Origin of the sequence: Pseudoalteromonas sp. ASV78 (genome assembly GCF_047806705.1) — a bacterium.
GTDB classification, from domain to species: Bacteria; Pseudomonadota; Gammaproteobacteria; order Enterobacterales; family Alteromonadaceae; genus Pseudoalteromonas; species Pseudoalteromonas prydzensis_A.
In genome coordinates this window covers 70363-88835 of sequence record NZ_JBLOPA010000002.1, presented here as the reverse complement: position 1 = coordinate 88835, position 18473 = coordinate 70363, and the positions used below count along the sequence as shown (strand labels likewise).

At 41.5% G+C, this 18473-nt stretch carries 23 protein-coding genes; 13 read left to right on the top strand and 10 right to left on the bottom strand.

All coding sequences use genetic code 11. The features are described 5' to 3' along the window. The first annotated feature begins 172 nt into the window (after positions 1–172). The 4 genes from ACMVDV_RS18610 (at position 173) to ACMVDV_RS18595 (ending at position 2902) form a co-directional block, all read left to right on the top strand. Positions 173–1309 (top strand): HipA domain-containing protein, encoded by a 1137-nt coding sequence (locus ACMVDV_RS18610; protein ID WP_416159180.1) that lies wholly within the window; start codon positions 173–175, stop codon positions 1307–1309. Between the two features lie 253 nt (positions 1310–1562). Continuing rightward, positions 1563–1961 (top strand): DUF6088 family protein, encoded by a 399-nt coding sequence (locus ACMVDV_RS18605; protein WP_064664724.1) that lies wholly within the window; start codon positions 1563–1565, stop codon positions 1959–1961. Beyond that, positions 1951–2148, top strand: coding sequence for a hypothetical protein (locus ACMVDV_RS18600; protein ID WP_416159179.1), 198 nt, complete (start codon positions 1951–1953; stop codon positions 2146–2148). The genes ACMVDV_RS18605 and ACMVDV_RS18600 overlap by 11 nt, the downstream gene beginning before the upstream one ends. After that, positions 2141–2902: a nucleotidyl transferase AbiEii/AbiGii toxin family protein gene (locus ACMVDV_RS18595; RefSeq protein WP_416159178.1), complete on the top strand. Its 762-nt coding sequence runs from the start codon at positions 2141–2143 to the stop codon at positions 2900–2902. The genes ACMVDV_RS18600 and ACMVDV_RS18595 overlap by 8 nt, the downstream gene beginning before the upstream one ends. A 170-nt stretch (positions 2903–3072) precedes the next feature. Here the strand turns inward: ACMVDV_RS18595 and ACMVDV_RS18590 are convergent, their stop codons facing one another. Further along, positions 3073–3309, bottom strand: a complete 237-nt coding sequence (locus tag ACMVDV_RS18590; RefSeq protein WP_416159177.1) for a hypothetical protein — start codon at positions 3307–3309, stop codon at positions 3073–3075. A 302-nt stretch (positions 3310–3611) separates the two neighbouring features. Here ACMVDV_RS18590 and ACMVDV_RS18585 point away from each other — a divergent pair, with 302 nt between their 5' ends. Continuing rightward, a complete protein-coding gene (locus tag ACMVDV_RS18585; protein WP_416159176.1) occupies positions 3612–4319 on the top strand; it encodes a hypothetical protein in 708 nt (235 codons plus the stop codon). A gap of 63 nt (positions 4320–4382) precedes the next feature. On the opposite strand, the gene ACMVDV_RS18580 is transcribed toward ACMVDV_RS18585, so the two are convergent. Beyond that, a complete protein-coding gene (locus tag ACMVDV_RS18580; protein WP_416159175.1) occupies positions 4383–5246 on the bottom strand; it encodes a LysR family transcriptional regulator in 864 nt (287 codons plus the stop codon). An 81-nt stretch (positions 5247–5327) separates the two neighbouring features. Between ACMVDV_RS18580 and ACMVDV_RS18575 the strand changes: the two genes are divergently transcribed. Next, positions 5328–5549: a DUF2798 domain-containing protein gene (locus ACMVDV_RS18575; protein ID WP_416159174.1), complete on the top strand. Its 222-nt coding sequence runs from the start codon at positions 5328–5330 to the stop codon at positions 5547–5549. Beyond that, positions 5546–5830, top strand: a complete 285-nt coding sequence (locus ACMVDV_RS18570; protein ID WP_416159173.1) for a putative quinol monooxygenase — start codon at positions 5546–5548, stop codon at positions 5828–5830. The genes ACMVDV_RS18575 and ACMVDV_RS18570 overlap by 4 nt, the downstream gene beginning before the upstream one ends. A gap of 127 nt (positions 5831–5957) precedes the next feature. Here ACMVDV_RS18570 and ACMVDV_RS18565 read toward each other — a convergent pair whose 3' ends face one another. After that, positions 5958–6263 (bottom strand): hypothetical protein, encoded by a 306-nt coding sequence (locus tag ACMVDV_RS18565; protein WP_283708864.1) that lies wholly within the window; start codon positions 6261–6263, stop codon positions 5958–5960. A 113-nt stretch (positions 6264–6376) separates the two neighbouring features. On the opposite strand from ACMVDV_RS18565, the gene ACMVDV_RS18560 reads away from it, so the two are divergent. After that, the gene (locus ACMVDV_RS18560) at positions 6377–7288 is read left to right on the top strand and encodes a LysR substrate-binding domain-containing protein (RefSeq protein WP_304181836.1); all 912 of its coding nucleotides are present in this window, start codon (positions 6377–6379) and stop codon (positions 7286–7288) included. Positions 7289–7317: 29 nt separating this feature from the next. Here the strand turns inward: ACMVDV_RS18560 and ACMVDV_RS18555 are convergent, their stop codons facing one another. The 3 genes from ACMVDV_RS18555 to ACMVDV_RS18545 form a co-directional block, all read right to left on the bottom strand. Further along, a complete protein-coding gene (locus ACMVDV_RS18555) occupies positions 7318–7689 on the bottom strand; it encodes a response regulator (RefSeq protein ID WP_304181837.1) in 372 nt (123 codons plus the stop codon). A 68-nt stretch (positions 7690–7757) separates the two neighbouring features. Next, entirely contained in the window at positions 7758–8291 is a 534-nt protein-coding gene (locus tag ACMVDV_RS18550; protein ID WP_416159172.1) for a DUF6942 family protein, read from the bottom strand. Further along, the gene (locus tag ACMVDV_RS18545; protein WP_304181840.1) at positions 8288–8737 is read right to left on the bottom strand and encodes a YaiI/YqxD family protein; all 450 of its coding nucleotides are present in this window, start codon (positions 8735–8737) and stop codon (positions 8288–8290) included. The genes ACMVDV_RS18550 and ACMVDV_RS18545 overlap by 4 nt, the downstream gene beginning before the upstream one ends. A 123-nt stretch (positions 8738–8860) precedes the next feature. Between ACMVDV_RS18545 and ACMVDV_RS18540 the strand changes: the two genes are divergently transcribed. After that, on the top strand, positions 8861–9397 hold the full coding sequence (locus ACMVDV_RS18540) for a lipocalin family protein (RefSeq protein WP_416159171.1): 537 nt from the start codon (positions 8861–8863) through the stop codon (positions 9395–9397). A gap of 267 nt (positions 9398–9664) precedes the next feature. Here the strand turns inward: ACMVDV_RS18540 and ACMVDV_RS18535 are convergent, their stop codons facing one another. Genes ACMVDV_RS18535 through ACMVDV_RS18525 form a run of 3 tightly spaced genes read right to left on the bottom strand, consistent with a single transcriptional unit; the run spans position 9665 to position 11948 of the window. Beyond that, positions 9665–10000, bottom strand: coding sequence for a DUF3325 domain-containing protein (locus ACMVDV_RS18535; protein ID WP_416159170.1), 336 nt, complete (start codon positions 9998–10000; stop codon positions 9665–9667). Next, complete coding sequence (locus ACMVDV_RS18530) at positions 10000–11607, bottom strand: PepSY-associated TM helix domain-containing protein (protein ID WP_416159169.1); 1608 nt, start codon at positions 11605–11607, stop codon at positions 10000–10002. The genes ACMVDV_RS18535 and ACMVDV_RS18530 overlap by 1 nt, the downstream gene beginning before the upstream one ends. After that, complete coding sequence (locus ACMVDV_RS18525; protein WP_304181847.1) at positions 11604–11948, bottom strand: hypothetical protein; 345 nt, start codon at positions 11946–11948, stop codon at positions 11604–11606. The genes ACMVDV_RS18530 and ACMVDV_RS18525 overlap by 4 nt, the downstream gene beginning before the upstream one ends. Before the next feature lie 276 nt (positions 11949–12224). Between ACMVDV_RS18525 and ACMVDV_RS18520 the strand changes: the two genes are divergently transcribed. The 4 genes from ACMVDV_RS18520 to ACMVDV_RS18505 are packed head-to-tail and all read left to right on the top strand — an operon-like array spanning position 12225 to position 14350. Further along, positions 12225–12587: a VOC family protein gene (locus ACMVDV_RS18520; RefSeq protein WP_416159168.1), complete on the top strand. Its 363-nt coding sequence runs from the start codon at positions 12225–12227 to the stop codon at positions 12585–12587. 48 nt (positions 12588–12635) lie between these two features. Next, positions 12636–13010 (top strand): VOC family protein, encoded by a 375-nt coding sequence (locus tag ACMVDV_RS18515; RefSeq protein WP_304181851.1) that lies wholly within the window; start codon positions 12636–12638, stop codon positions 13008–13010. Next, complete coding sequence (locus tag ACMVDV_RS18510; protein WP_304181852.1) at positions 13000–13590, top strand: uracil-DNA glycosylase family protein; 591 nt, start codon at positions 13000–13002, stop codon at positions 13588–13590. The genes ACMVDV_RS18515 and ACMVDV_RS18510 overlap by 11 nt, the downstream gene beginning before the upstream one ends. Before the next feature lie 4 nt (positions 13591–13594). Next, the gene (locus ACMVDV_RS18505; RefSeq protein ID WP_416159167.1) at positions 13595–14350 is read left to right on the top strand and encodes a phytanoyl-CoA dioxygenase family protein; all 756 of its coding nucleotides are present in this window, start codon (positions 13595–13597) and stop codon (positions 14348–14350) included. Positions 14351–14358: 8 nt separating this feature from the next. Here the strand turns inward: ACMVDV_RS18505 and ACMVDV_RS18500 are convergent, their stop codons facing one another. Next, positions 14359–18417 carry an SNF2-related protein gene (locus tag ACMVDV_RS18500; RefSeq protein WP_416159166.1) on the bottom strand — a complete coding sequence of 1353 codons (4059 nt, stop codon included), beginning with the start codon at positions 18415–18417 and terminating at the stop codon, positions 14359–14361. Positions 18418–18473: the final 56 nt, after the last annotated feature.

Here is an 18473-nt window from a genome sequence, read left to right as displayed (position 1 = left end):
AATAGTGGTTCTATTGTTAAAATCAATAACGCAGTATAAATTGCTTTTAAACCAACCCGCTGGGCGTTTCACAGGCACTTACTCTCAGCGTTGTTACTTCTTAAAAGGGACTGCCATTCTTGCAAAGTAACGCCTTGATATTAAGCTCCTGTGAAACGCTGAATTCTGCATCTTGAGGTGGTTTGAGTATACCCTTGGTTTAATTAAAGTTATTGGCGAAGAAACATCGGGCGCTTTGTCGTTTAGAGCAAGTAACCGTGCAGTAAAGCAAACATCTTTTCGTGAAGTAACGAATCACCAATTGAGTCAAAAGCTGAACCGTTTTAAGCAAGCGGGCGAGCCTATTACATTATGGGACGGGCGAACGAGGCTCTCTGTCGCTGGGGTTCAAGATAAGCTTAATTTACTCGAAATCGACGGCAGGCTGGGGTTTGGTGAAGGCGAATTATGCTCTAATAAAATATTTAAGTTTGAAACGGGCGCTGCGCCTTTCATAGCCGTAAATGAGTTATTTACTATGTTGCTGGCAAGAGGCGCAGGACTTGATGTGCCTGACGTTGAATTGCGTAGCTATGGTGAAATGCGGGCCTTTGTTATCGATCGTTTTGATAGGCGTGTTGTTAAAGAGCAAAACCGAGTGTTACGTCGTCATGTTATTGATGGGTGCCAAGCGACAAATTTGCCTCCTTCTTACAAATACGAGCGTCAGCACGGTGATCAGGGGGACGGTATTTATATTCGAGATGGTGTTTCTTTTCCTAAGCTCTTCAATATTGAAACAGTGAATCTGCAAGCGTATCAGGCGCAACTTATTCGCTGGATGACATTTAATATTCTAGTGCGTAATTATGATGCTCACGGCAAAAACATTAGTTTTTTTGTTGGTAAAAATGGTTTAGAGCTCACACCATTTTACGATTTGGTAAACATAGAAGCGATTATTGAACAGGCGGGGATTGATTGTGCAAAAGGTGGTTCAAAGCTAGCTATTTCAAGGCATTATGCAATGTCGCTAGGTGACTATAATTCACAAGACGCGGGTAATTTTAGTAATGAAATAACGGCTTATATGTTAGCTGATTTTGCTGATGAGTTTGATATTTCTCTTGCGCGTATGCAGCTACTGATGAGTCAAACAATTCAGTCAGTATTAGCTGCAATAACAATGGCTAAAGCGACTGCTATTGCAAATAACTTGTCTAATAGTGAACTAGAACACATCGGCTTATGTATTAACATTATCAATAAAGCAGCTGGCGAACTGAGTGAGCAGGTTGAGCTGTTACCAAGTATGAAAGCGTTTATTTAAGTTTCTTCGGTGTAGTGAAGTGAGGTAGTAAAAGGAGCTAGGTTCTAGGGAAGTGACTAGGGACTAGTGTGTAACCGTAGCCCATAGCTCGATGCCCGTGGCTGGATTTAAAAACAATTACTGCTAAAGCGCGCTCCTACTGGTGATAGATACCATTAAGATGATGTGATTACATCAACTAAGTGTCGTATGTTTGCATTGTTTAAATGTCGTATGTTTGCTATATTTTGTCTAAGCAACGAGAGTAATTAATATGACAATAGCAAGTAAAGTAACGACAAGAATAAATCGCTCTAAGCGTTATGTTTTTGAGCGCGCTGATTTTGCTGATATTGCAGGTTACGACCAAGTTGGTCGTGTACTAAAAAAGTTGGTTGATAGTGGTCAATTGTTACGCATTGGTTATGGGCTTTATACCAAAGCGCGAGAAAATCGCATTACTGGTAAGTTAATGCCAGCATCACCTGCGGGTGCAGATGGAGTCATTTTAGAGGCTATTGAAAAACTGGGCGTTGAGTATCAGTTTGATGAATTTTCACAACGCAGCCTTAATGGTGAAAGTTTACAAGTTCCCGCTTCATTTAAAATAATGACCACCAGTCGATTTAAGCGTAAGATTGTTGTAAATAATAGCGCTATCAATGCGAGTTGATAGCGATTTATTTTTAGATGTAGCGGATGCTCTTGGTATGGGTAATCCTGCCATTGTTGAAAAAGATTACTATGTAGTTGTACTACTTAAGCTACTTTGTGAGTTATCTTTTGATACGCATTTTTTAGTTTTTTCAGGTGGTACGGCATTAACAAAGTCAGGCATTAAAACTCATCAGAATGTCTGAAGATGTTGATATAAAAATCATTCCTAAAGATTTAGCTGCTAACACGTCTAAAACTAAAAGAAGAAAGGCTAGAAAAGCGCTCCACTTGCAGTTAATTGCTGCGATTAATTCACATGATTATTTTTCTGTAGAAAATACTCCAACTCTTTTTGATGAATATCGATATCAACAAATTGATATTCGCTATCCTCAAGCCCATTCAAAAGTCCCATGCTTACGACCGTTTATTAAATTAGAGCTTATAGAAACGTTACTTTTTGATAATGTACAAAGCCGTAATATATCTTCTTTAGTGAACGAGGTAACTCAACAGGCACCAGAAGTGCCGCTGATGGATTTTTCTAATATTAAGAGTACACAAGCTGAAAAGTTAGTGTCTATGCTTAGGCGAACAGCGAGCTTTGCACGTGATAATAAAAGAGACGATGATCCTGCGCTAATTCGTCATATTTATGATACCTATTATATTCAACAAGCAGCATTGGCGAATGTTCAAGATGTAGTACCTTTAGTCAAAAAAGTCATAGCAGAAGATATTACCCGCTACGGTAATCAGCATTTAGAATTCATGGAAGATCCTATAGTTGAACTTAAGTTTGCTTTAGATGTATTGCAAACTAATTCACTCTATGAAACGCGCTTTAATGAATATGTCGTGCCAATGGTTTATGGTGATCATAGCGTTAATTGGGAACATGCATTTGATGTATTTAAATCGTTTAGTTTAGCTGTTTTAACTGATATCGAGCTTTAACCATCAATTTTGAAAAGCGCTTTACTTACTAAAGGTTCTTGGCTTGGGGCAACCTGCAATTCGTCGCTCGAAACCCGTTGCTATTTCAACTCGCACACTCGCAAACTACACAATGAGGCAATTAAGCTTATTATTCGCCTCATTCTGTGAGGCGAATAACAGCTTAAACTTTATATATCAAACGCAAAGGTTTGCTTTAATAAAGGTTGTATATTTGCTTTTATTGCAATGGGTTTGCCATCTGAAAATCGCTTAGGGTTAACGGTGATAAATCCCCAAAACTGTAAAAATCGTTCTATAAAGCGAGATTTGATTAAAGTGCCTAACAAATCGCTCGGTTTTCTGTGTTGAGTCGCAGGTATATCATTGAGTAGAGCGGGGAATCCGGTAATAACTTCTTTTGTCAATTGTTCAACCGAACCGCTGCTTTGCATGCGCCAAAGCATAAAAACCCAAAAAGTACGCAAATCAATATCACTGGCAATAAAGCACCAGGTTACTTATGGCCGACCTTTGTAGGCAACAATAGCGCGCAAAAGGTGGGCGTGACACTAAAGCAAATCGTTGAGATGCATTTTTTGACCAGACATCAAAGGTGGAGAAGATGGCCTTTGAAATTTTCGATTAATTTAAGCTGACAAAAGAGTAAAGTTTGCTGCTAGTGTAAAAACTGATACGCTAATCCTAATTTAGCTATAGTGATGTAAACATGATTAAAAGGATTTTATTAGCTAGCTGCTTGATTTCAGGCAATAGCGCATTGGCCGCAGAGCAGTATTCGCAACTACAGTGTGATCGTATAAAAGCCGAGCGAGAAAAGATTCGGGATAGAATGAGATCTAGCTATAGCGCAAGCGAAGGTGAGCGTTTACGGCAGCGTTCAACGGAGCTCTTTAAAGAGTTAGGGCGCTATTGTAAAAGTCCGAAGCGTCAAGGGAGTAGCTCAACATCGCGTAGTTATTCCCGTTCATCGGCTAATGATTTATTAAATAAAAAAGTTCATGATTCTACGGTCTATAGTAAAACATATGACAGTGATAGCAAACGACTCGCGTGGAGTAACTTTTACCAATATCCTGGGCGCTGCCGTGCTAAAGAAATGCAACAAACTGACTTTGTTTGGTGCAGTGAAAACCGAGCTGAACAGCGCGCAAAATTTGAAGCCCAGTGGCAAGCACCAAGCAAAGCAAGCACGAATGTTAAACAAGCTGAGGTTGCAATGCCTCAGGAAAGCGCTAATGCAACAACGTTGCTGACTCATTCTATGACGTTAACCCCAGTGTCAAAAGTAGATACCCGTTTGATTGTGTTAGCGCCAGAGCAAGAAAGGCCTAACTACAAAATTTGGCAACTATTGGTTGTTGGTTGCATTGCAGTTATGGGTGTGTTTGGCTTTTATCGCTGGTTTAAAGATTAAACTAGGTTTGCATGACAAAAAGGAAAGTCGCGATATAAAATCTGCTGTGGGTTAACTTGCTAACTAGCCAAGCAACTCAACTGTTTCACCTTGCAAACTGGGGTTCTGTGCAATCTTCGCTTGTACTAAACTAATTAATTGCTCTGCTGCATAGCTGGGCTTACGAGAATGTGGCCATAGAGCGTATATAGGCCTTGCTGGGAAATTTATTGGTAGTTCAAGATATCTAAAGGCATGTTTTTCACAAATAGTGTCAATTTCACTCATCGGCAGTAGGCCTACGCCATACCCTGACTCGACCATATTTTTAGCAATGGTTATATCAAAACAAAAACTAATTTGTGGGTACGTTTGTTTAAGCTGTTTTAAAAGCCCTGCAGGGAACTGCGATTCAGTATAGGGTAAAACCAGCCGAGTAGTGGGCGCATTATTTTTAACAATGAGTTTAATAGCAATTGAACCTAAGCGTTTTTGGTAATAGCTCGAATCTTGTTGTTCGCCAATGCGAATGGCTAAATCAAAACGCTTTTGGCTGAGCTGACTATTGGCATTGCTTGGGTAAATGTGCAGATTGAGCGCCGAATTAGTGGCTGCAAATTCGTTGATTGCCGGCATTAGTGGCCCTGTCATAATATTTTGTGGGCACAGTAAGTAAAAGTCACTCAGGCCATGCTCGCTGCTGTTTAGTTGATTGAGCTGATCATTGAGCGCCAGCACTTGCTCGGCAAGTTCGCTATAAAGCTGCTCGCCTTTTGTGGTAAGCACAATGCCTCTGGCTGTGCGTTGCAATAATGGCTCTGCGAGCTTTTCTTCTAGTCCTTGCATACGTCTTGACAGGGTTGATAAATTCAACCCCAGATCTTTCGCTGCTTGGCTCATGCTATTACGCCGCGCTATTTCAATAAATAAATGAAGATCATCAAGCATATCAATTTCTCAATCTTAGTTTGCGTTTTCGTGACTGTTTGCCTGCCTCGGCTTTGAATATAGTAACGCTAAGGAGGAGATATGAAAATTCATTTAACATTTACCGCGGCATTCTCATTTTTGATGTCGTTTTTATTATCGGCTTGTGTGACTTACGTAAACTTAGGCTTAACTGAAACATTTATGCAAAGCTGGATGACAGCTTTTGCTAATGCCTGGCCTGCGGCATTTGTGGTGGCCTTTAGTGTGGCACCCCCGATCCGTTTAATGGTTATGCGTTTGTTTAGTAAGGAACAAAAATGATTAATATTGTGGCAAAAATAACCCCAAAGCCTGAGCTGTTTGATGATTGTAAAGGGCGTTTACAGGGGATCTTAGCAGCAACTTTGGCAGAAGCTGGTTGCATGCGCTTTGAGTTATATACGGATACACAGCAGCAATGTTTATTTTTAATTGAACAATTTGCATCGCAAGCAGCACTCGATACGCATTACCAACAACCTTATGTTACAGCGGTGTTTGCATTTTATGAGTCGGCACTTGCTTTACCCGTTGAGGTGAATTACCTGCAAGCAGTAAACTAAGTTACGCAGCGGTAGCCGATATTTGGCTGGAACTGCAATTACAACGGTAATAAAACTGGGCTACTGGGGAAAGTACTGGTTTTTCGTAGCCCAGTTTGTTTAGGTTGAAACTATTATTCGCAAGGCGCTACAACATATTTAAAATTTGTTTTGCTTTTACGCGGGTTAAGCATGCCGCCAGTGGTTGCTTTTTAAAGGTTTTGGCCGAGACAGTCTGCTGTTTGCCCATATATTGATTATGCAGTGTCTGCACGCTTACTTTACAGCTCACTTGATGATCATTTTCAACGTAACGCAGTTCAATTCTTTGCGCCTTATTAATTAAGTTTTTATAAGGGTACCCTTCATCTGTCGTCAGTTTTATATTGCTGTTTGCTTGCGCTTGGCTTGCCGTACTTATTAATATAATGATTAATATAGCGAGGTATTTCATGGTAGTGGCTCCTACTTAGGCTTGTTTTACAGTATGAGTATTGCGCTTAGTTGAAAAACTGACAAACGATATAAAATTGGCTATGCTTTAGTTTTTCTTAACTGTGGTTGACGATGAACTTACCGCCATTAAAAAGTCTTTGGTATTTTAAGCACGCTGCGGAGCTGGGGAGTTTTAAGCTTGCTGCTGAGCAATTGTTTGTCAGCCAAGCGGCTGTAAGTCAGCAGATCAGGTTGTTAGAAGCCCATTTAGGTTGTCAGTTGTTTACTCGACAAACTCGGTTTGTTGCCTTAACGCGGGCAGGTGAGCAGCTGCTGCCTGCAATTTTACAAGGCTTTAGTCACTTTCAATCTGGAGTTAACGGGCTCAGCCAAGATACTGAGCCGCATAGTTTAAACTTATCTGTTTTACCCTCATTTGCCAGCGGTTGGTTATTGCAGCATATTAGTGATTTTCAACGCCATTACCCTGATATTCATTTACGCATTGATCCGAGTGACCAACATGCCAACTTTGCGGCTGGGCAAGTAGATTTAGGCATTCGTTTTGGCTTAGGGCAATACCCTGAGTTGCATAGTGAATTTCTTGCTGATGACAGTTTATATTTGGCATATAAGCCGGGCATGCTTGACCCACAATTACCATTACGAGCACAGTTATTACAGCAGCAATTGATTATGGATATTTGCCCTGATGCTGAGCGTGGTTGGCGCTCACTGGTTGATGAATTGGCAATTAGCGCAGCCGCGATGCCGGTATTTTTAGAAATTGATAATGCCGCTTTGGTGATCCAAGCAACCCTTGCAGGGCAAGGTGTTGCATTAGTAAGACGACGCTTAATTGAGTCGCATATTAAATTAGGGCAGTTAGAAATTTACCCAGATTTTGAATTTAGTTGCCACTATAAATATTATTTAGTGGGCCCAAAAGCGCATTTTAACTGGCCTAAAGTGATCGCTTTTCAAGCGTGGTTATTAGCTCAATTTGAGCAAGATGATGATGCATTTAAGCTATGTTTAAAGTAATACAACATTGAGATTGACTAACTCACTTTTTAACTCGCTAATTTCATAACTTTCTTTAACTGGTTATCTAACACACTTAAATTAAAAGGTTTGACAATAAAGCCAGACACTTTCGCGGCAATAATTTCTTTGATCGCTGTGGAGCTGTCTTCGCAGGTGATCATAAGCACTGGGATCGCCTTTAATTCTTGATCGTCACGAATGCGGTTGAGTAGGGTTTTACCATCCATTTTTGGCATGTGTAAATCGGTGATCACCAGATCAAAGTGTTGATTTTTCAAAAAGGTAAGTGCTTGTATGCCGTCAGTGGCCTCGACTAGATCTGGGAAATTAAGTGCTCTGAGCATGTTAATTAATACATGGCGCATTAACGGCATATCGTCAACGACGAGTATTTTCATAGAGTTAAATCATCCGAGCTTTTTCATGCCATTAAGATTAGCTAACAAAGTGATACCGCGCCATATTATTAAAAACACTCGGCAACTAATTGGCTGAGTCGGGCTATTTTTATATTGCTCAATTGACGGTAGTCAAAGTATGGGCAGACAATTAATTTGTTGGCTTTATCTATCGCAAACTGCTCATCTAGCCAGTCTAATTCTGCCGTTAACAGCCCTTGGTTTATCAATGCTTTGGCATACGTTCGCCCAGCAATAATATGCAAGGTAGAGTTGTTGATCAGTTGTGGAGGGCTAAACAATAAAGCGGTGTGACTATCGCTTTGCAATAATTGGCTATCGCGATATTGCTGCCAGGTGGGGGCGAGTTTAGCAAACTGATAATGCTCACTTGGCAGTGCAAACAGCACTTTTGCATACACGTTAAACACTTTACGCCAGCCATTACCGCAAGCTTGGTTAATGGTATTTATTTGCCCGTCACGCAGCGCAGTGACATCGCTTAAATGGCTATATTCAGGCATTGGTGGCAGATTTGCGATGTAGACCGCAACAGTAAAGCTGGGATCACCAAAGCCGATATTATTTACGCTGTTACTCATTTGTTTTTAGCTAAAATACGGTCAAGATTATTGGCGAAGTTTTGCCGGTCGCTTTGACTCAGTGGTGGTGGCCCACCATTCATTTCTACGCCGCTGGAGCGCATAGTATCCATAAAATCACGTACATTAAGTAATGAACGAATATTTTCGCTGGTGTACAGTTCACCACGCGGATTGAGTGCTTGGCCGCCGTTATCAATCACTTCAGAGGCCAGTGGAATATCACCGGTGATCACTAAATCATTGACGGCTATGCGTTTCACGATTTCGTCATCGGCGACATCAAATCCTGATGATACTTGCAAACGGCTAATATATTTTGAAGGCGGGATACGCATGGCATGGTTAGCGACTAAAATGGTCTCAGTTTGCGTACGCTCTGCGGCGCGAAATAAAATCTCTTTGATCACCACCGGACAGGCATCGGCATCAACCCATATCTTCATTATTAGCTCATATCGTTAGTAAAAAAATGATCCTAACCTAAGCCTTTTCTAACCACTAGTATTAAGTGAACTTTTTTATAGATTACAGCGTAGAATGCTTGATAAACCATAAAGGGATCGACTATGAAAAATCAATTATTTATCACTTTGACTCTGTTCGTTAGTAGTTTACTGCTCGGCTGTACTGGCATGCCTGATAAAGTAACCCCCGTAAGTCCTTTTTCTATCGAACAGTATCAAGGTAAATGGTATGAAATAGCCCGATTAGATCACTCATTTGAGCGGGGTTTAGACAATATAACTGCGAATTACGCTATTAATGAGGATGGCAGTGTCACTGTGCTAAACCGTGGGTTTAATTCAGAGGAGCAGCAATGGAGCGAGGCGCAAGGTAAGGCGAAATTTGTTGATAGTGATAATGTAGGGCATTTAAAAGTGTCGTTTTTTGGGCCGTTTTATAGCTCCTACGTGGTGTTTGGTTTAGATCAGCAAGATTATCAGTATGCTTATGTGTCTGGTTACAATAATGATTACCTGTGGCTATTAGCGCGCACTCCGACTGTGAGTGAGCAACGGTTAGCGGATTTTAAAGCCAGCGCAAAACAACGCGGCTTTAATACTGACAACCTGATAATGGTGAAGCAAGACCCTGCACAGTGATTGTAAATTCCCTTTACAGCCACTGTGTTAATTAATCTTCGAATGCAGAAAAATTAGCGCAGTAATAAATATGACACATGAAATGAGTATTATGCCTACATAGCTTGAGTAGCAATTGCCCATAGCTATTTGTAGACATGTGTATCCCCCTACTTTTTATAACCAAATTATTTGGATATAGAGGCAAACTAACTTAGTTTGCCTTTTTTTATGTTATACCAATCGTGTTAAGTTATTGGTATCAGATCATGATTTTACTAACTAAGCTTAAAAAACACTTAAAAACAGCCCACTGAGCATTATTACCGTGATATTTAGTACACTGATGATTTTTACCCACGATGCTTTAAAACTATAAAAAATCATTAAAATTAAAAGACTTACAGCAATATAGCCACAAAAAAGCAAGGCGCCATAGCCGTTATGTTGCACAACACTCAGCACTAAACTTAGTAAAATACTGATCCAAGCCGCCAATAAAAATTGTTTACTCTGCTTTTCATTTGGGCGCGTTTTAAATACCTCTCGATAATGATTGAATTTTGCTAAAGCAAAACAATTAAAAGCCAATAAACACAGGCTAAATTGCAGTAACTCATGCATTATGATTGCTCCTGTAAGTTGGTTTTTGCAGCGCGTCGCGAACCTTGCTGTTGTGCTTTAGGCTGAGCTCGAGTAGGTATTTTTTTGGCCTGAATAACAAATAGCCCAGCAAAAATGATACATAAAAAGTCAAAGCTAAACAGTGCCCATTGGCCATTCAGTAAGTAGCTGATTATATTGCCGTCGGTTGTGAGTGCATTGATAAGCACCACGGCAATACAGGCAGCAGCATTGAGCCAAGCAAGTTGTAACCATTGTGCTGTGGCGCGTTTAAATAAGGCAAATAAGGCAACTGCAAGCCAAGTTAAAAAGAACGCTAAAATCTCTTTATCAGCTCGCTCTACTGCGTTAATTGGTAGTAGCCGATTGGCAATAAAGAATGCACAGGTTGCCAGTGGTAGGCCCATTAGCGTGGCAAGGTTTAAACCTTCTACCAGTTTTAAAGCAAACGACGCTGTTTGTTGTTTTTTCATCCGCTCGCGGATCCGTTTAGCCCACATTATGCAGCCGCTAGCTATCATTACGCAGCCGGCAATGCCACATAAAAAATATAACCAACGCAGTAGCGGGTTGGCTAAGCGACCAGTATGCAGTGCGGTCATTGAATCGTAAAACACTTCTGTGTTGCTCAGCTCAGTGGCACTTTTTGCAATTAAGCTACCATCAACGCCATTGAATAATAAGGTTGGGGTTTGATCGCGTACCTGTGTGCCGGTAGAGGCGCGAACCGTGATAGTCGCCGACGCTTTGTTCGGATCGCGGATTGATATTTGCGTTAAATCAGCATTAGGCCAGTTAGTATAAACTTGATCTAAAATGCCTTCGATACCAGCTAGCGGGGCACTTTCAGGGCTGCTTTTGCTACGAACATTGGTTGGCAACACATCATTAAATAAGCCGCGTACACCGTCTTCATAGGCGGTCATTGCCGGATAGGGGAATAACATAAAGATCAGTGTTATTAAGCCTGTATAGGTGATCATAAGATGAAAAGGCAGGGCTAAAACCGACGATACATTATGGCCATCTAACCAACTGCGGCTGCCTTTATTAGCGCGAAAACTAAACATATCTTTAAATATACGTTTGTGGATCACAACCCCAGATATAAGCGCTACCAACATAAATAAGCTCGCAAAGCAGACTATCCAGCGGGCTGTGCGGACATCAATATAATGTAGGTCAAAATGCAGTCGGTAGAAGAAGTTACCACCTCTGGTGTCTCTTGTTTGCGCTATTTCGTCACCTGTTTGTGGATTGATATTGTGATCTTGCCAACCACCAAAACGCTTGCCTTCAGGACGAGGCTTTTCATAGGCGTAATTAAGCTGCGGTTTTCGCTCTGTGGGTAAGTAAATCCCCCAAAGTGTAGACTCTGGTGCTGCATTTTGTAGGTAATTAATACCGCTGATAATTTGGCTACGCTGTTGCGCTACACGCTGTTCTGGCGCTTGTACATTGTGTAAAGCTGGTTGATTCCACAGCGTCATTTCATCACGGAAAAAGCTTAATGTACCGGCATAAAAAATTAAATACAGTAGCCAGCATACCAATAAGCCAACCCATGTATGCATCCAAGTCATAGAGCGAAAAAAGTTCTCTTTCATAACCAGCCCTTAAGTAACGATAAGATCAACGCAGATCCTGCTGTAGTTAGTAAAATAGTGATCCAAATTTTAGTGAGTGATTTAACGGCAAACACCCAAATAAACACGCAGCTATAAATAAAAATAGTCAGGCTGATACTAAGTAACACGGCATCTGACTTTTTCAGCGGTAACATAATGCTCAGTAAAGAGCTAAATACGGCGGTAAAGACGTAACCACCTACAATGGCTGCTAAAAATCGTGAGATTACCGCAATACGATAGCTATGAGATTGATAAACATGACTTAATTTAGAAGCTATCGAGAATGTTTGCCTGTTTTTGACCGATTGAGCGTGCATAGTGATCCCTCAAAGCCCCAAAATGGGGAGCGAATAAAGAGGGTATTATATATTCTAGACACAGAAAAGATAGTGATTCGTATTACCTTTGGCTTTATTATCTAAGTAAGTCCCGATAATCATTATTTTTTATTACCCAGAGTTTAGGTTACTTAGTAAAATCGTGATCTCTAGCGGATTATCAGCTGTTTTAATTGAAAAGTTCGCAAATTTTTCAACTGCTTGTATGCTTAGTGGTTGGTAGCATTATGATTGTTATTTTTTTCAGGATTTATTATGAGTGCACATGAAAAGTTAAATTATGTTGAATTTGCGGCAGCCGACTTAACGGCAACGAAGGCGTTTTTTAGTGCTGTATTTGACTGGCAGTTTATTGATTATGGGCCAGAATATACTGCGTTCAATAGTGACTGTGCAGGGCTTGATGGCGGATTCTATCAAGCAAATGCCAGTTCATTAACGCAACATGGCGGCGCATTACTGGTGTTTTATAGTGAAAATATTAGCCAAACACTCAGTAAGGTTGAGCAGCATGGAGGAAAAATTATAAAACCTATTTTTGATTTTCCTGGTGGGTGTCGTTTTCATTTTACCGAACCCAGTGGTAATGAGTTTGCGGTGTGGTCAGAACGCATCTAGTTCATTTATAACAGATCATAATTTTACTAACTCAAAGAAAGGAATTGCATGGCAAATTTGAGTTGCGAAGAGATCAAGGCATTTGTGCCTGCAAAAGATTACGCGTTGAGCTGCGAATTTTATCAGCAAATGGGCTTTGAGCTCGCATGGCAAAGCCCAGAGATGGCGTATTTTTATCATGGTGATTGCAGCTTTTTATTGCAAAACTTTTATAACCCAGAGCATGCTAATAACTTTATGATGCACCTATTAGTTGCAGATGTGCATGCATGGCATGCGCAGCTAAAAAGCACAGCTTTAGCGCAAAAGTATGGCATTACTATAACAGAGCCAAGCTTACAGCCATGGCAGATGATTGATTTTGTGGTTTATGATCCAAGCGGTGTGTTGTGGCGGATAGGGCAAAATAGTGATGCTGGCTAGCGATTTATTAACGCAAGTTAGTCAATGCGTGATCTGTGAAGCACAGTTGCCGCTCGGCGCACGTCCGGTTGTGCAATTTAACCCTAGCGCACGAATTTTAATTGCTGGGCAAGCACCAGGGCTTAAAGTGCACCAAACTGGGATACCATTTGATGATGCCAGTGGTCAGCGGTTACGCCAGTGGTTAGGGCTCAGTAAAGACGATTTTTACGATGCGACTAAAATTGCTATTTTGCCGATGGGGTTTTGTTACCCCGGTAAAGGTAAGTCGGGCGATTTACCGCCACGCAAAGAGTGTGCGCCTGCCTGGCGTGCGCAGCTGTTAGCCGCACTGCCAAATATTAAGCTGACCATAGTACTGGGTAAATACGCGCAAGCGTATCATCTGCCACAGACCAAACATTTACCGCTTACTGAGTTAGTAAAATCGTGGCGTGAGTATTGGCCAACCATTCTGCCATTACCACATCCCAGCCCGCGTAATAATATTTGGCTCGCTAACAACCCTTGGTTTGAGCGTGATGTAGTGCCACAATTAGCGCAAGCAGTGCAATCAATTTTAAAATCTCAGGGTGATTAGCCAGATGATCAATACGCAATTTGAGCAACACGGCTTTTTTCATGTTAAAGGTTTTTACACTGAGCGTGAGCTTGTGCAAGTGCGCGAAGTGACCAATTGTTTTCACCAGCATTGGATTGCTGATAACCAACAGTTTTATCAAACCAAGGCGGTTAATAGCGCTTACTTAACTGCAAGCACCTATTTAGATGAAGCGCAACGATTAGTATTGTTTAAGTTTATTGCCAGCCATAAGTTAATGGCGCAAGTAGACTCAATTTTAGACACTGCGGCATTTATCAATACGCAGCTATTTTTTAACCCAGTAAACCCTGAGCAAGAAAACTATTGGCATCGTGATATGCAGTACCATTTGAGTTTGCTTGAGCAACAAGCAGCGTTATCAGGCCCAGAAGTTATTCATTGTCGGGTGGCACTTGAGGATGAACCAGGTATTGAGCTGGTGCCGGGTTCCCATCGTCGTTGGGATACCCCAGCTGAATTGGCGACTAGGTTATCTGAAGGCGGCTATAACTCAAGTGATGATTTAGCCTCTGGCCAGGTTATTGAAATGCAAGCGGGCGACTTACTGATTTTTTCAGCGAATATGCTCCACCGTGGTTTATACGGTAAAGATCGCTTAGCGCTGGATATTTTGTTTTGTGAGCCAGAGCCCCATGTGCTGCACTTTGTGCAAGATATCTGCCTGCCTACTGCAAAAATGCTGCGCAAACTAGAAGATGACAGTGCCTTTGCGGTTACCTTGGCGCACCAAGCGTAACCGTCACATTACAGATCATTGTTATTTAACAAAGCCAGTAATTGATCTTTAGACATTTGCCCCGCATCACCACTTCCTGCTAATACTTTGTCTGCTAATGCTTGTTTATGCTCATGTAATTGTAGAATTTTTTCTTCAATGGTGTTTTGTGCAATTAGCCTGTACACAGTGACAGGGCGAGTTTGCCCGAGACGATGGGCTCTATCAGATGCTTGTTGTTCAACCGCTGGGTTCCACCATGGATCTAAATGCACTACATAGTCGGCTGCGGTTAAATTAAGCCCTGTACCACCGGCTTTTAGACTGATCAAAAACAACGGCGCATCGCCGGCTTGAAATTTATCAACCTGTTGTTTGCGTTTGTTGCTGCTCATACTGCCATCCAGATAACAGTAATCGATACCGCGTTTTTGCAAACGTTGCTCAAGCAGTTTTAATACATCAACAAATTGACTGAAGATCAGCGCTTGGTGATTGTTCTCTAGTAATTCTTCAATAATGGCTTCGGCGGTGTCGAGTTTACTCGATGGTAACTTACTATTTTCCAGTAACAACTGCGGAGCAATACAGGCGCGGCGTAATTTAGTTAATGAAGCTAAGATAGTGATGTATTGACTGTCATCCTGTGACGCTTGCTCAAGCGCATTTAAGCGAGTTGCTTCGTAGAGTGCCTGCTCTTTATCACTGAGCGCAAAGGTTAAGTTTATTTCGGTTTTTTCTGGTAACTCAGTTAACACAGTTTGCTTAGTACGACGCAGGATAAATGGTGCAATTAAGGTTTTTAGGGTGTCGGCTTGCTGCTGATTTTTGTCGGCATTGCCAAAGCGCTTTTTAAATACGGGCAGGGTGTGTAAAAAACCCGGCATTAAAAAGTTAAATAAACTCCACAGTTCACCTAAGTGATTTTCAATCGGCGTGCCCGACAGTGCTATTTTAAATTGACCATTGAGTGCAAACGCGGCTTTTGCCCGTAAGCTCAAAGGATTTTTAATTGCTTGTGCTTCGTCAAAGACAATATTAGCAAAACTAAATTGACAGAGCTGCTCGCCAATCAGCGGCAGTAAACCATAACTGACAATCACTAAATCGTGTTTGCCCGCATTGGCGAGTACTTCGGCGCATGTCGCAGCGTTTTCAATAATTTTTACGTTCAAACTAGCTGCAAATCGCTCGGTTTCGACTCGCCAGTTATGACACACTGATTTTGGCGCAACCACTAAACTGGCACCTAAACTACTGCGCATTTGTAACACGGTTAAGGTTTGCAGTGTTTTGCCAAGTCCCATGTCATCGGCTAAGCAGGCATTGAGTCCCCAGTTAGCTAATTGCATTAACCAGTTCACGCCTACTATTTGGTAATCACGCAGAATATGGGTTAAATGTGCAGGTAAAGTTGGCTCGACTGTTTGGTTAAACTTAGCTAAACGGGTTTGCCAGCTTTCACCAAATGTGACATCACCTAAGTCGGCAATCGTTTTGTGTAATGGCAGGGCGCGCGCATTGGCAATCCTTAGCTCATCAGTAGGGTTGTGTTTATCAAGGTTTTGCATACCTTCTAAACGATTTAACAAGTTAGTTAAACGCTGATCCAATAACAGCGAATTACCCTCTGAAAACTCTAAAATGCTACCGCGTCGAGGTGCTTTGAGTAGCGTTTGTAATTCGTATATTTGGCCGCTGGGCAGTGAGATATTGCCACTGACACTTAACCAGTCATTATCGTCATTGAGGTTCAGTGACAGGTGCTTGCTCTTCGCCACTTGCATGCCTTGGCTGCTTTCATCCCAGCTTAGTACCAAGGACTGTTGTTGCTGTGCTGTTTCAAGTAGTTCTATTGCTTGGCTGATATCTTCTGGTAAGTAAAATTGTTGCTGTGACTTGTTGTATTGCCCAGTTTGTCGATCAGCAAAAACCCCTGCCATATTTTTAAGTAGTTTTCGCAGCGCTTTTTGTTCTGCTTTCAAATCGCGCTTGATAATAATGCTGTCGGTTTGTTCATCCGTACTGTGTGCCAGTGTTAACGCACCAATACCTGGCTCAAGCCAAGGACCCTCTACGCCAATTGGCATGCTGTAGAAATTAACATTAATGCCTAATTGAGTCAGCGCAATCACTGCGGCAATGTCGCAGAGCCCTTGGCGTACGTTATTAACCTCGGCAAACTCGCTACGTTGGCTACTAATATGGTGCTCGTTGGCCAGTACTTGTAATGCGGCGTTGAGTTGTGGCAATCTTTCTTCAGTTAAGTTGTTGGGTTGTTGCTCTAGTAATTGTAGTAATTTTAGTTGTTTATCATCAATTCTAAAAACTTGATAACAGTGCGCATGACTGTGTAAAAGTACAAAATCACAATCAATATCGCTAATACTCGGTTGCATCACAAGCCGGTAGCAATCATTTATGTCTTGTGCAATTTCAAGGACAAACTCACCTTTAATTAGAGTCAGCGGTTGTCCGTTGTGATCTTCAAGCCCTTTAAATCCGATCAGCGCTTGTAATACTGCGCCAGTTGCGTGTATCTCATTATAGCCAAACCCTGCATGGCTATTGAGCACTTGAATTAAGTTGCGATCAATGCTGGTTAATGCGTCTTCATATTGGCTATAGGCAAGTTCATGTGCGTTTATTTTGCGGCCTTTGGTCCAGTCGCCTTTGGCATTGAGTTGTTGCACTTTAGCTTGAATAATTGGTAAATCTAGATGAGTGACATCCAGTTGCCAAATCACTCGTTGCTGCGCAGTTGGGGTGTCTATTTGGCTAATTTCATTAAGCCAACGTTGCCAGTGTGGCACTCGCGTAAAGTGCTGTAGTAAACCAGTGCTGGGTAATGGTATGTCATCGCGAAGCCAATTAACGAGGTGCGAACATTGCTCTGCTAACCAATGTTGCTGTTGGCTAGCGGCTGTTTTAAGTTGCGTTAATAACTCAGTATCACCTCTTAGGTGATTTATTTGCTCATCAGTGGCGTTTTTAATGATTGCCAGCAATAAGCAAAATAGCGGCGCCAATGCATTTGGGTTATTTATATAACGATATAAATCGTTACTTAGACGATGCTTCTCACAGCTTGCTAAGTCATCTTCGAGTAGGTGAACAATCGCTTGGTTGGCATGGCTGAACTCGCCGAAATTTTTCTTATACCATTTTTGACAGGTACTAAGCTGCTTTACATCGGCAGGTCTACCGCTGATAAATAAACATACTGTATAGAGTAACCCGCTCAGTTCGCCTGGGTAAATTCCTTTGCCAAATTGTTTTCTAAACACTGTTAATGCGCTTTTATACTGTATTAATGCAATATCAATAAACCCACCATTGATGGCATTGCGATTTGCCTCGATAAAGGTGGCTAAAACAGCATCGCGTTTGTCATCAAGCAACTGTGTGTAGTTGTTATTTTGCAGTAAAACGGCTAAGTTTTCATTGAGGTAAATGCGTGTATGTCTTGTAAGTGCTGGCTTTGCTTGGTTGATTAGTGTCGGCCAGGCTGGAGTGGCAGTAAGATTAAAAAACTGCCCGCGAATAAAGTTTTCTAAACACAGTTGTTGCCACTGCTGGGGTAAACAGTGCCACACTTGGCTGCTATACTGCGACTGTGCGAGTGAGTTAATATAATTTAAATCAATCGCTTGTGATAAGTCCTTGAGTAATTGCGGTTTACCATTTTGGGTACGGCTAATGTGATCAAATAAGCATTGTAAAAAAGCAACATTGTTATCGTAATAAAAACAACTTTTTACTGCCTCTGTCACAAAGGCATTCAGCAAGTTAGGGTGTTTAGTGACATTAACGATTATAAAAGCGATGGCATTGATTGAAATACGAAAGCGATCCCCAAACGGGTATTGCCAAATGAAATCTTGTGCTTCAAGTTGTTTGGTGAACTTGGCGACTTCTGTTTTAGAAAATGAATAGCCTGTTTTAATGTTGTTATAAAGGCGTTTAGTCACTTGCTGGGTCGAATTATCATAGCCGCTCGAGGCACCGCTAATTACAATTGCAAGTAATACACACAGTTGTTTTTGTTGTTCGTCAGTTGTGGCACTTGGGGCTAGGTTAATTGGCATAAAATCAGTAAGTCAGTCGCTAATAATTGCTGCCAGTATAAATTTCAGTGGTGTTG

What these genes read in the sequence shown, in the direction of transcription:
- ACMVDV_RS18525 (WP_304181847.1), bottom strand. Translation starts at nt 11,948, where the DNA reads ATGCACGCTCAATCGGTCAAAAACAGGCAAACATTCTCGATAGCTTCT.
- ACMVDV_RS18605 (WP_064664724.1), top strand. Translation starts at nt 1,563, where the DNA reads ATGACAATAGCAAGTAAAGTAACGACAAGAATAAATCGCTCTAAGCGT.
- ACMVDV_RS18530 (WP_416159169.1), bottom strand. Translation starts at nt 11,607, where the DNA reads ATGAAAGAGAACTTTTTTCGCTCTATGACTTGGATGCATACATGGGTT.
- ACMVDV_RS18550 (WP_416159172.1), bottom strand. Translation starts at nt 8,291, where the DNA reads ATGAGTAACAGCGTAAATAATATCGGCTTTGGTGATCCCAGCTTTACT.
- ACMVDV_RS18535 (WP_416159170.1), bottom strand. Translation starts at nt 10,000, where the DNA reads ATGCATGAGTTACTGCAATTTAGCCTGTGTTTATTGGCTTTTAATTGT.
- ACMVDV_RS18500 (WP_416159166.1), bottom strand. Translation starts at nt 18,417, where the DNA reads ATGCCAATTAACCTAGCCCCAAGTGCCACAACTGACGAACAACAAAAA.
- ACMVDV_RS18555 (WP_304181837.1), bottom strand. Translation starts at nt 7,689, where the DNA reads ATGAAAATACTCGTCGTTGACGATATGCCGTTAATGCGCCATGTATTA.
- ACMVDV_RS18510 (WP_304181852.1), top strand. Translation starts at nt 13,000, where the DNA reads ATGCTGGCTAGCGATTTATTAACGCAAGTTAGTCAATGCGTGATCTGT.
- ACMVDV_RS18545 (WP_304181840.1), bottom strand. Translation starts at nt 8,737, where the DNA reads ATGAAGATATGGGTTGATGCCGATGCCTGTCCGGTGGTGATCAAAGAG.
- ACMVDV_RS18565 (WP_283708864.1), bottom strand. Translation starts at nt 6,263, where the DNA reads ATGAAATACCTCGCTATATTAATCATTATATTAATAAGTACGGCAAGC.
- ACMVDV_RS18515 (WP_304181851.1), top strand. Translation starts at nt 12,636, where the DNA reads ATGGCAAATTTGAGTTGCGAAGAGATCAAGGCATTTGTGCCTGCAAAA.
- ACMVDV_RS18575 (WP_416159174.1), top strand. Translation starts at nt 5,328, where the DNA reads ATGAAAATTCATTTAACATTTACCGCGGCATTCTCATTTTTGATGTCG.
- ACMVDV_RS18585 (WP_416159176.1), top strand. Translation starts at nt 3,612, where the DNA reads ATGATTAAAAGGATTTTATTAGCTAGCTGCTTGATTTCAGGCAATAGC.
- ACMVDV_RS18540 (WP_416159171.1), top strand. Translation starts at nt 8,861, where the DNA reads ATGAAAAATCAATTATTTATCACTTTGACTCTGTTCGTTAGTAGTTTA.
- ACMVDV_RS18560 (WP_304181836.1), top strand. Translation starts at nt 6,377, where the DNA reads ATGAACTTACCGCCATTAAAAAGTCTTTGGTATTTTAAGCACGCTGCG.
- ACMVDV_RS18570 (WP_416159173.1), top strand. Translation starts at nt 5,546, where the DNA reads ATGATTAATATTGTGGCAAAAATAACCCCAAAGCCTGAGCTGTTTGAT.
- ACMVDV_RS18600 (WP_416159179.1), top strand. Translation starts at nt 1,951, where the DNA reads ATGCGAGTTGATAGCGATTTATTTTTAGATGTAGCGGATGCTCTTGGT.
- ACMVDV_RS18595 (WP_416159178.1), top strand. Translation starts at nt 2,141, where the DNA reads ATGTCTGAAGATGTTGATATAAAAATCATTCCTAAAGATTTAGCTGCT.
- ACMVDV_RS18505 (WP_416159167.1), top strand. Translation starts at nt 13,595, where the DNA reads ATGATCAATACGCAATTTGAGCAACACGGCTTTTTTCATGTTAAAGGT.
- ACMVDV_RS18580 (WP_416159175.1), bottom strand. Translation starts at nt 5,246, where the DNA reads ATGCTTGATGATCTTCATTTATTTATTGAAATAGCGCGGCGTAATAGC.
- ACMVDV_RS18520 (WP_416159168.1), top strand. Translation starts at nt 12,225, where the DNA reads ATGAGTGCACATGAAAAGTTAAATTATGTTGAATTTGCGGCAGCCGAC.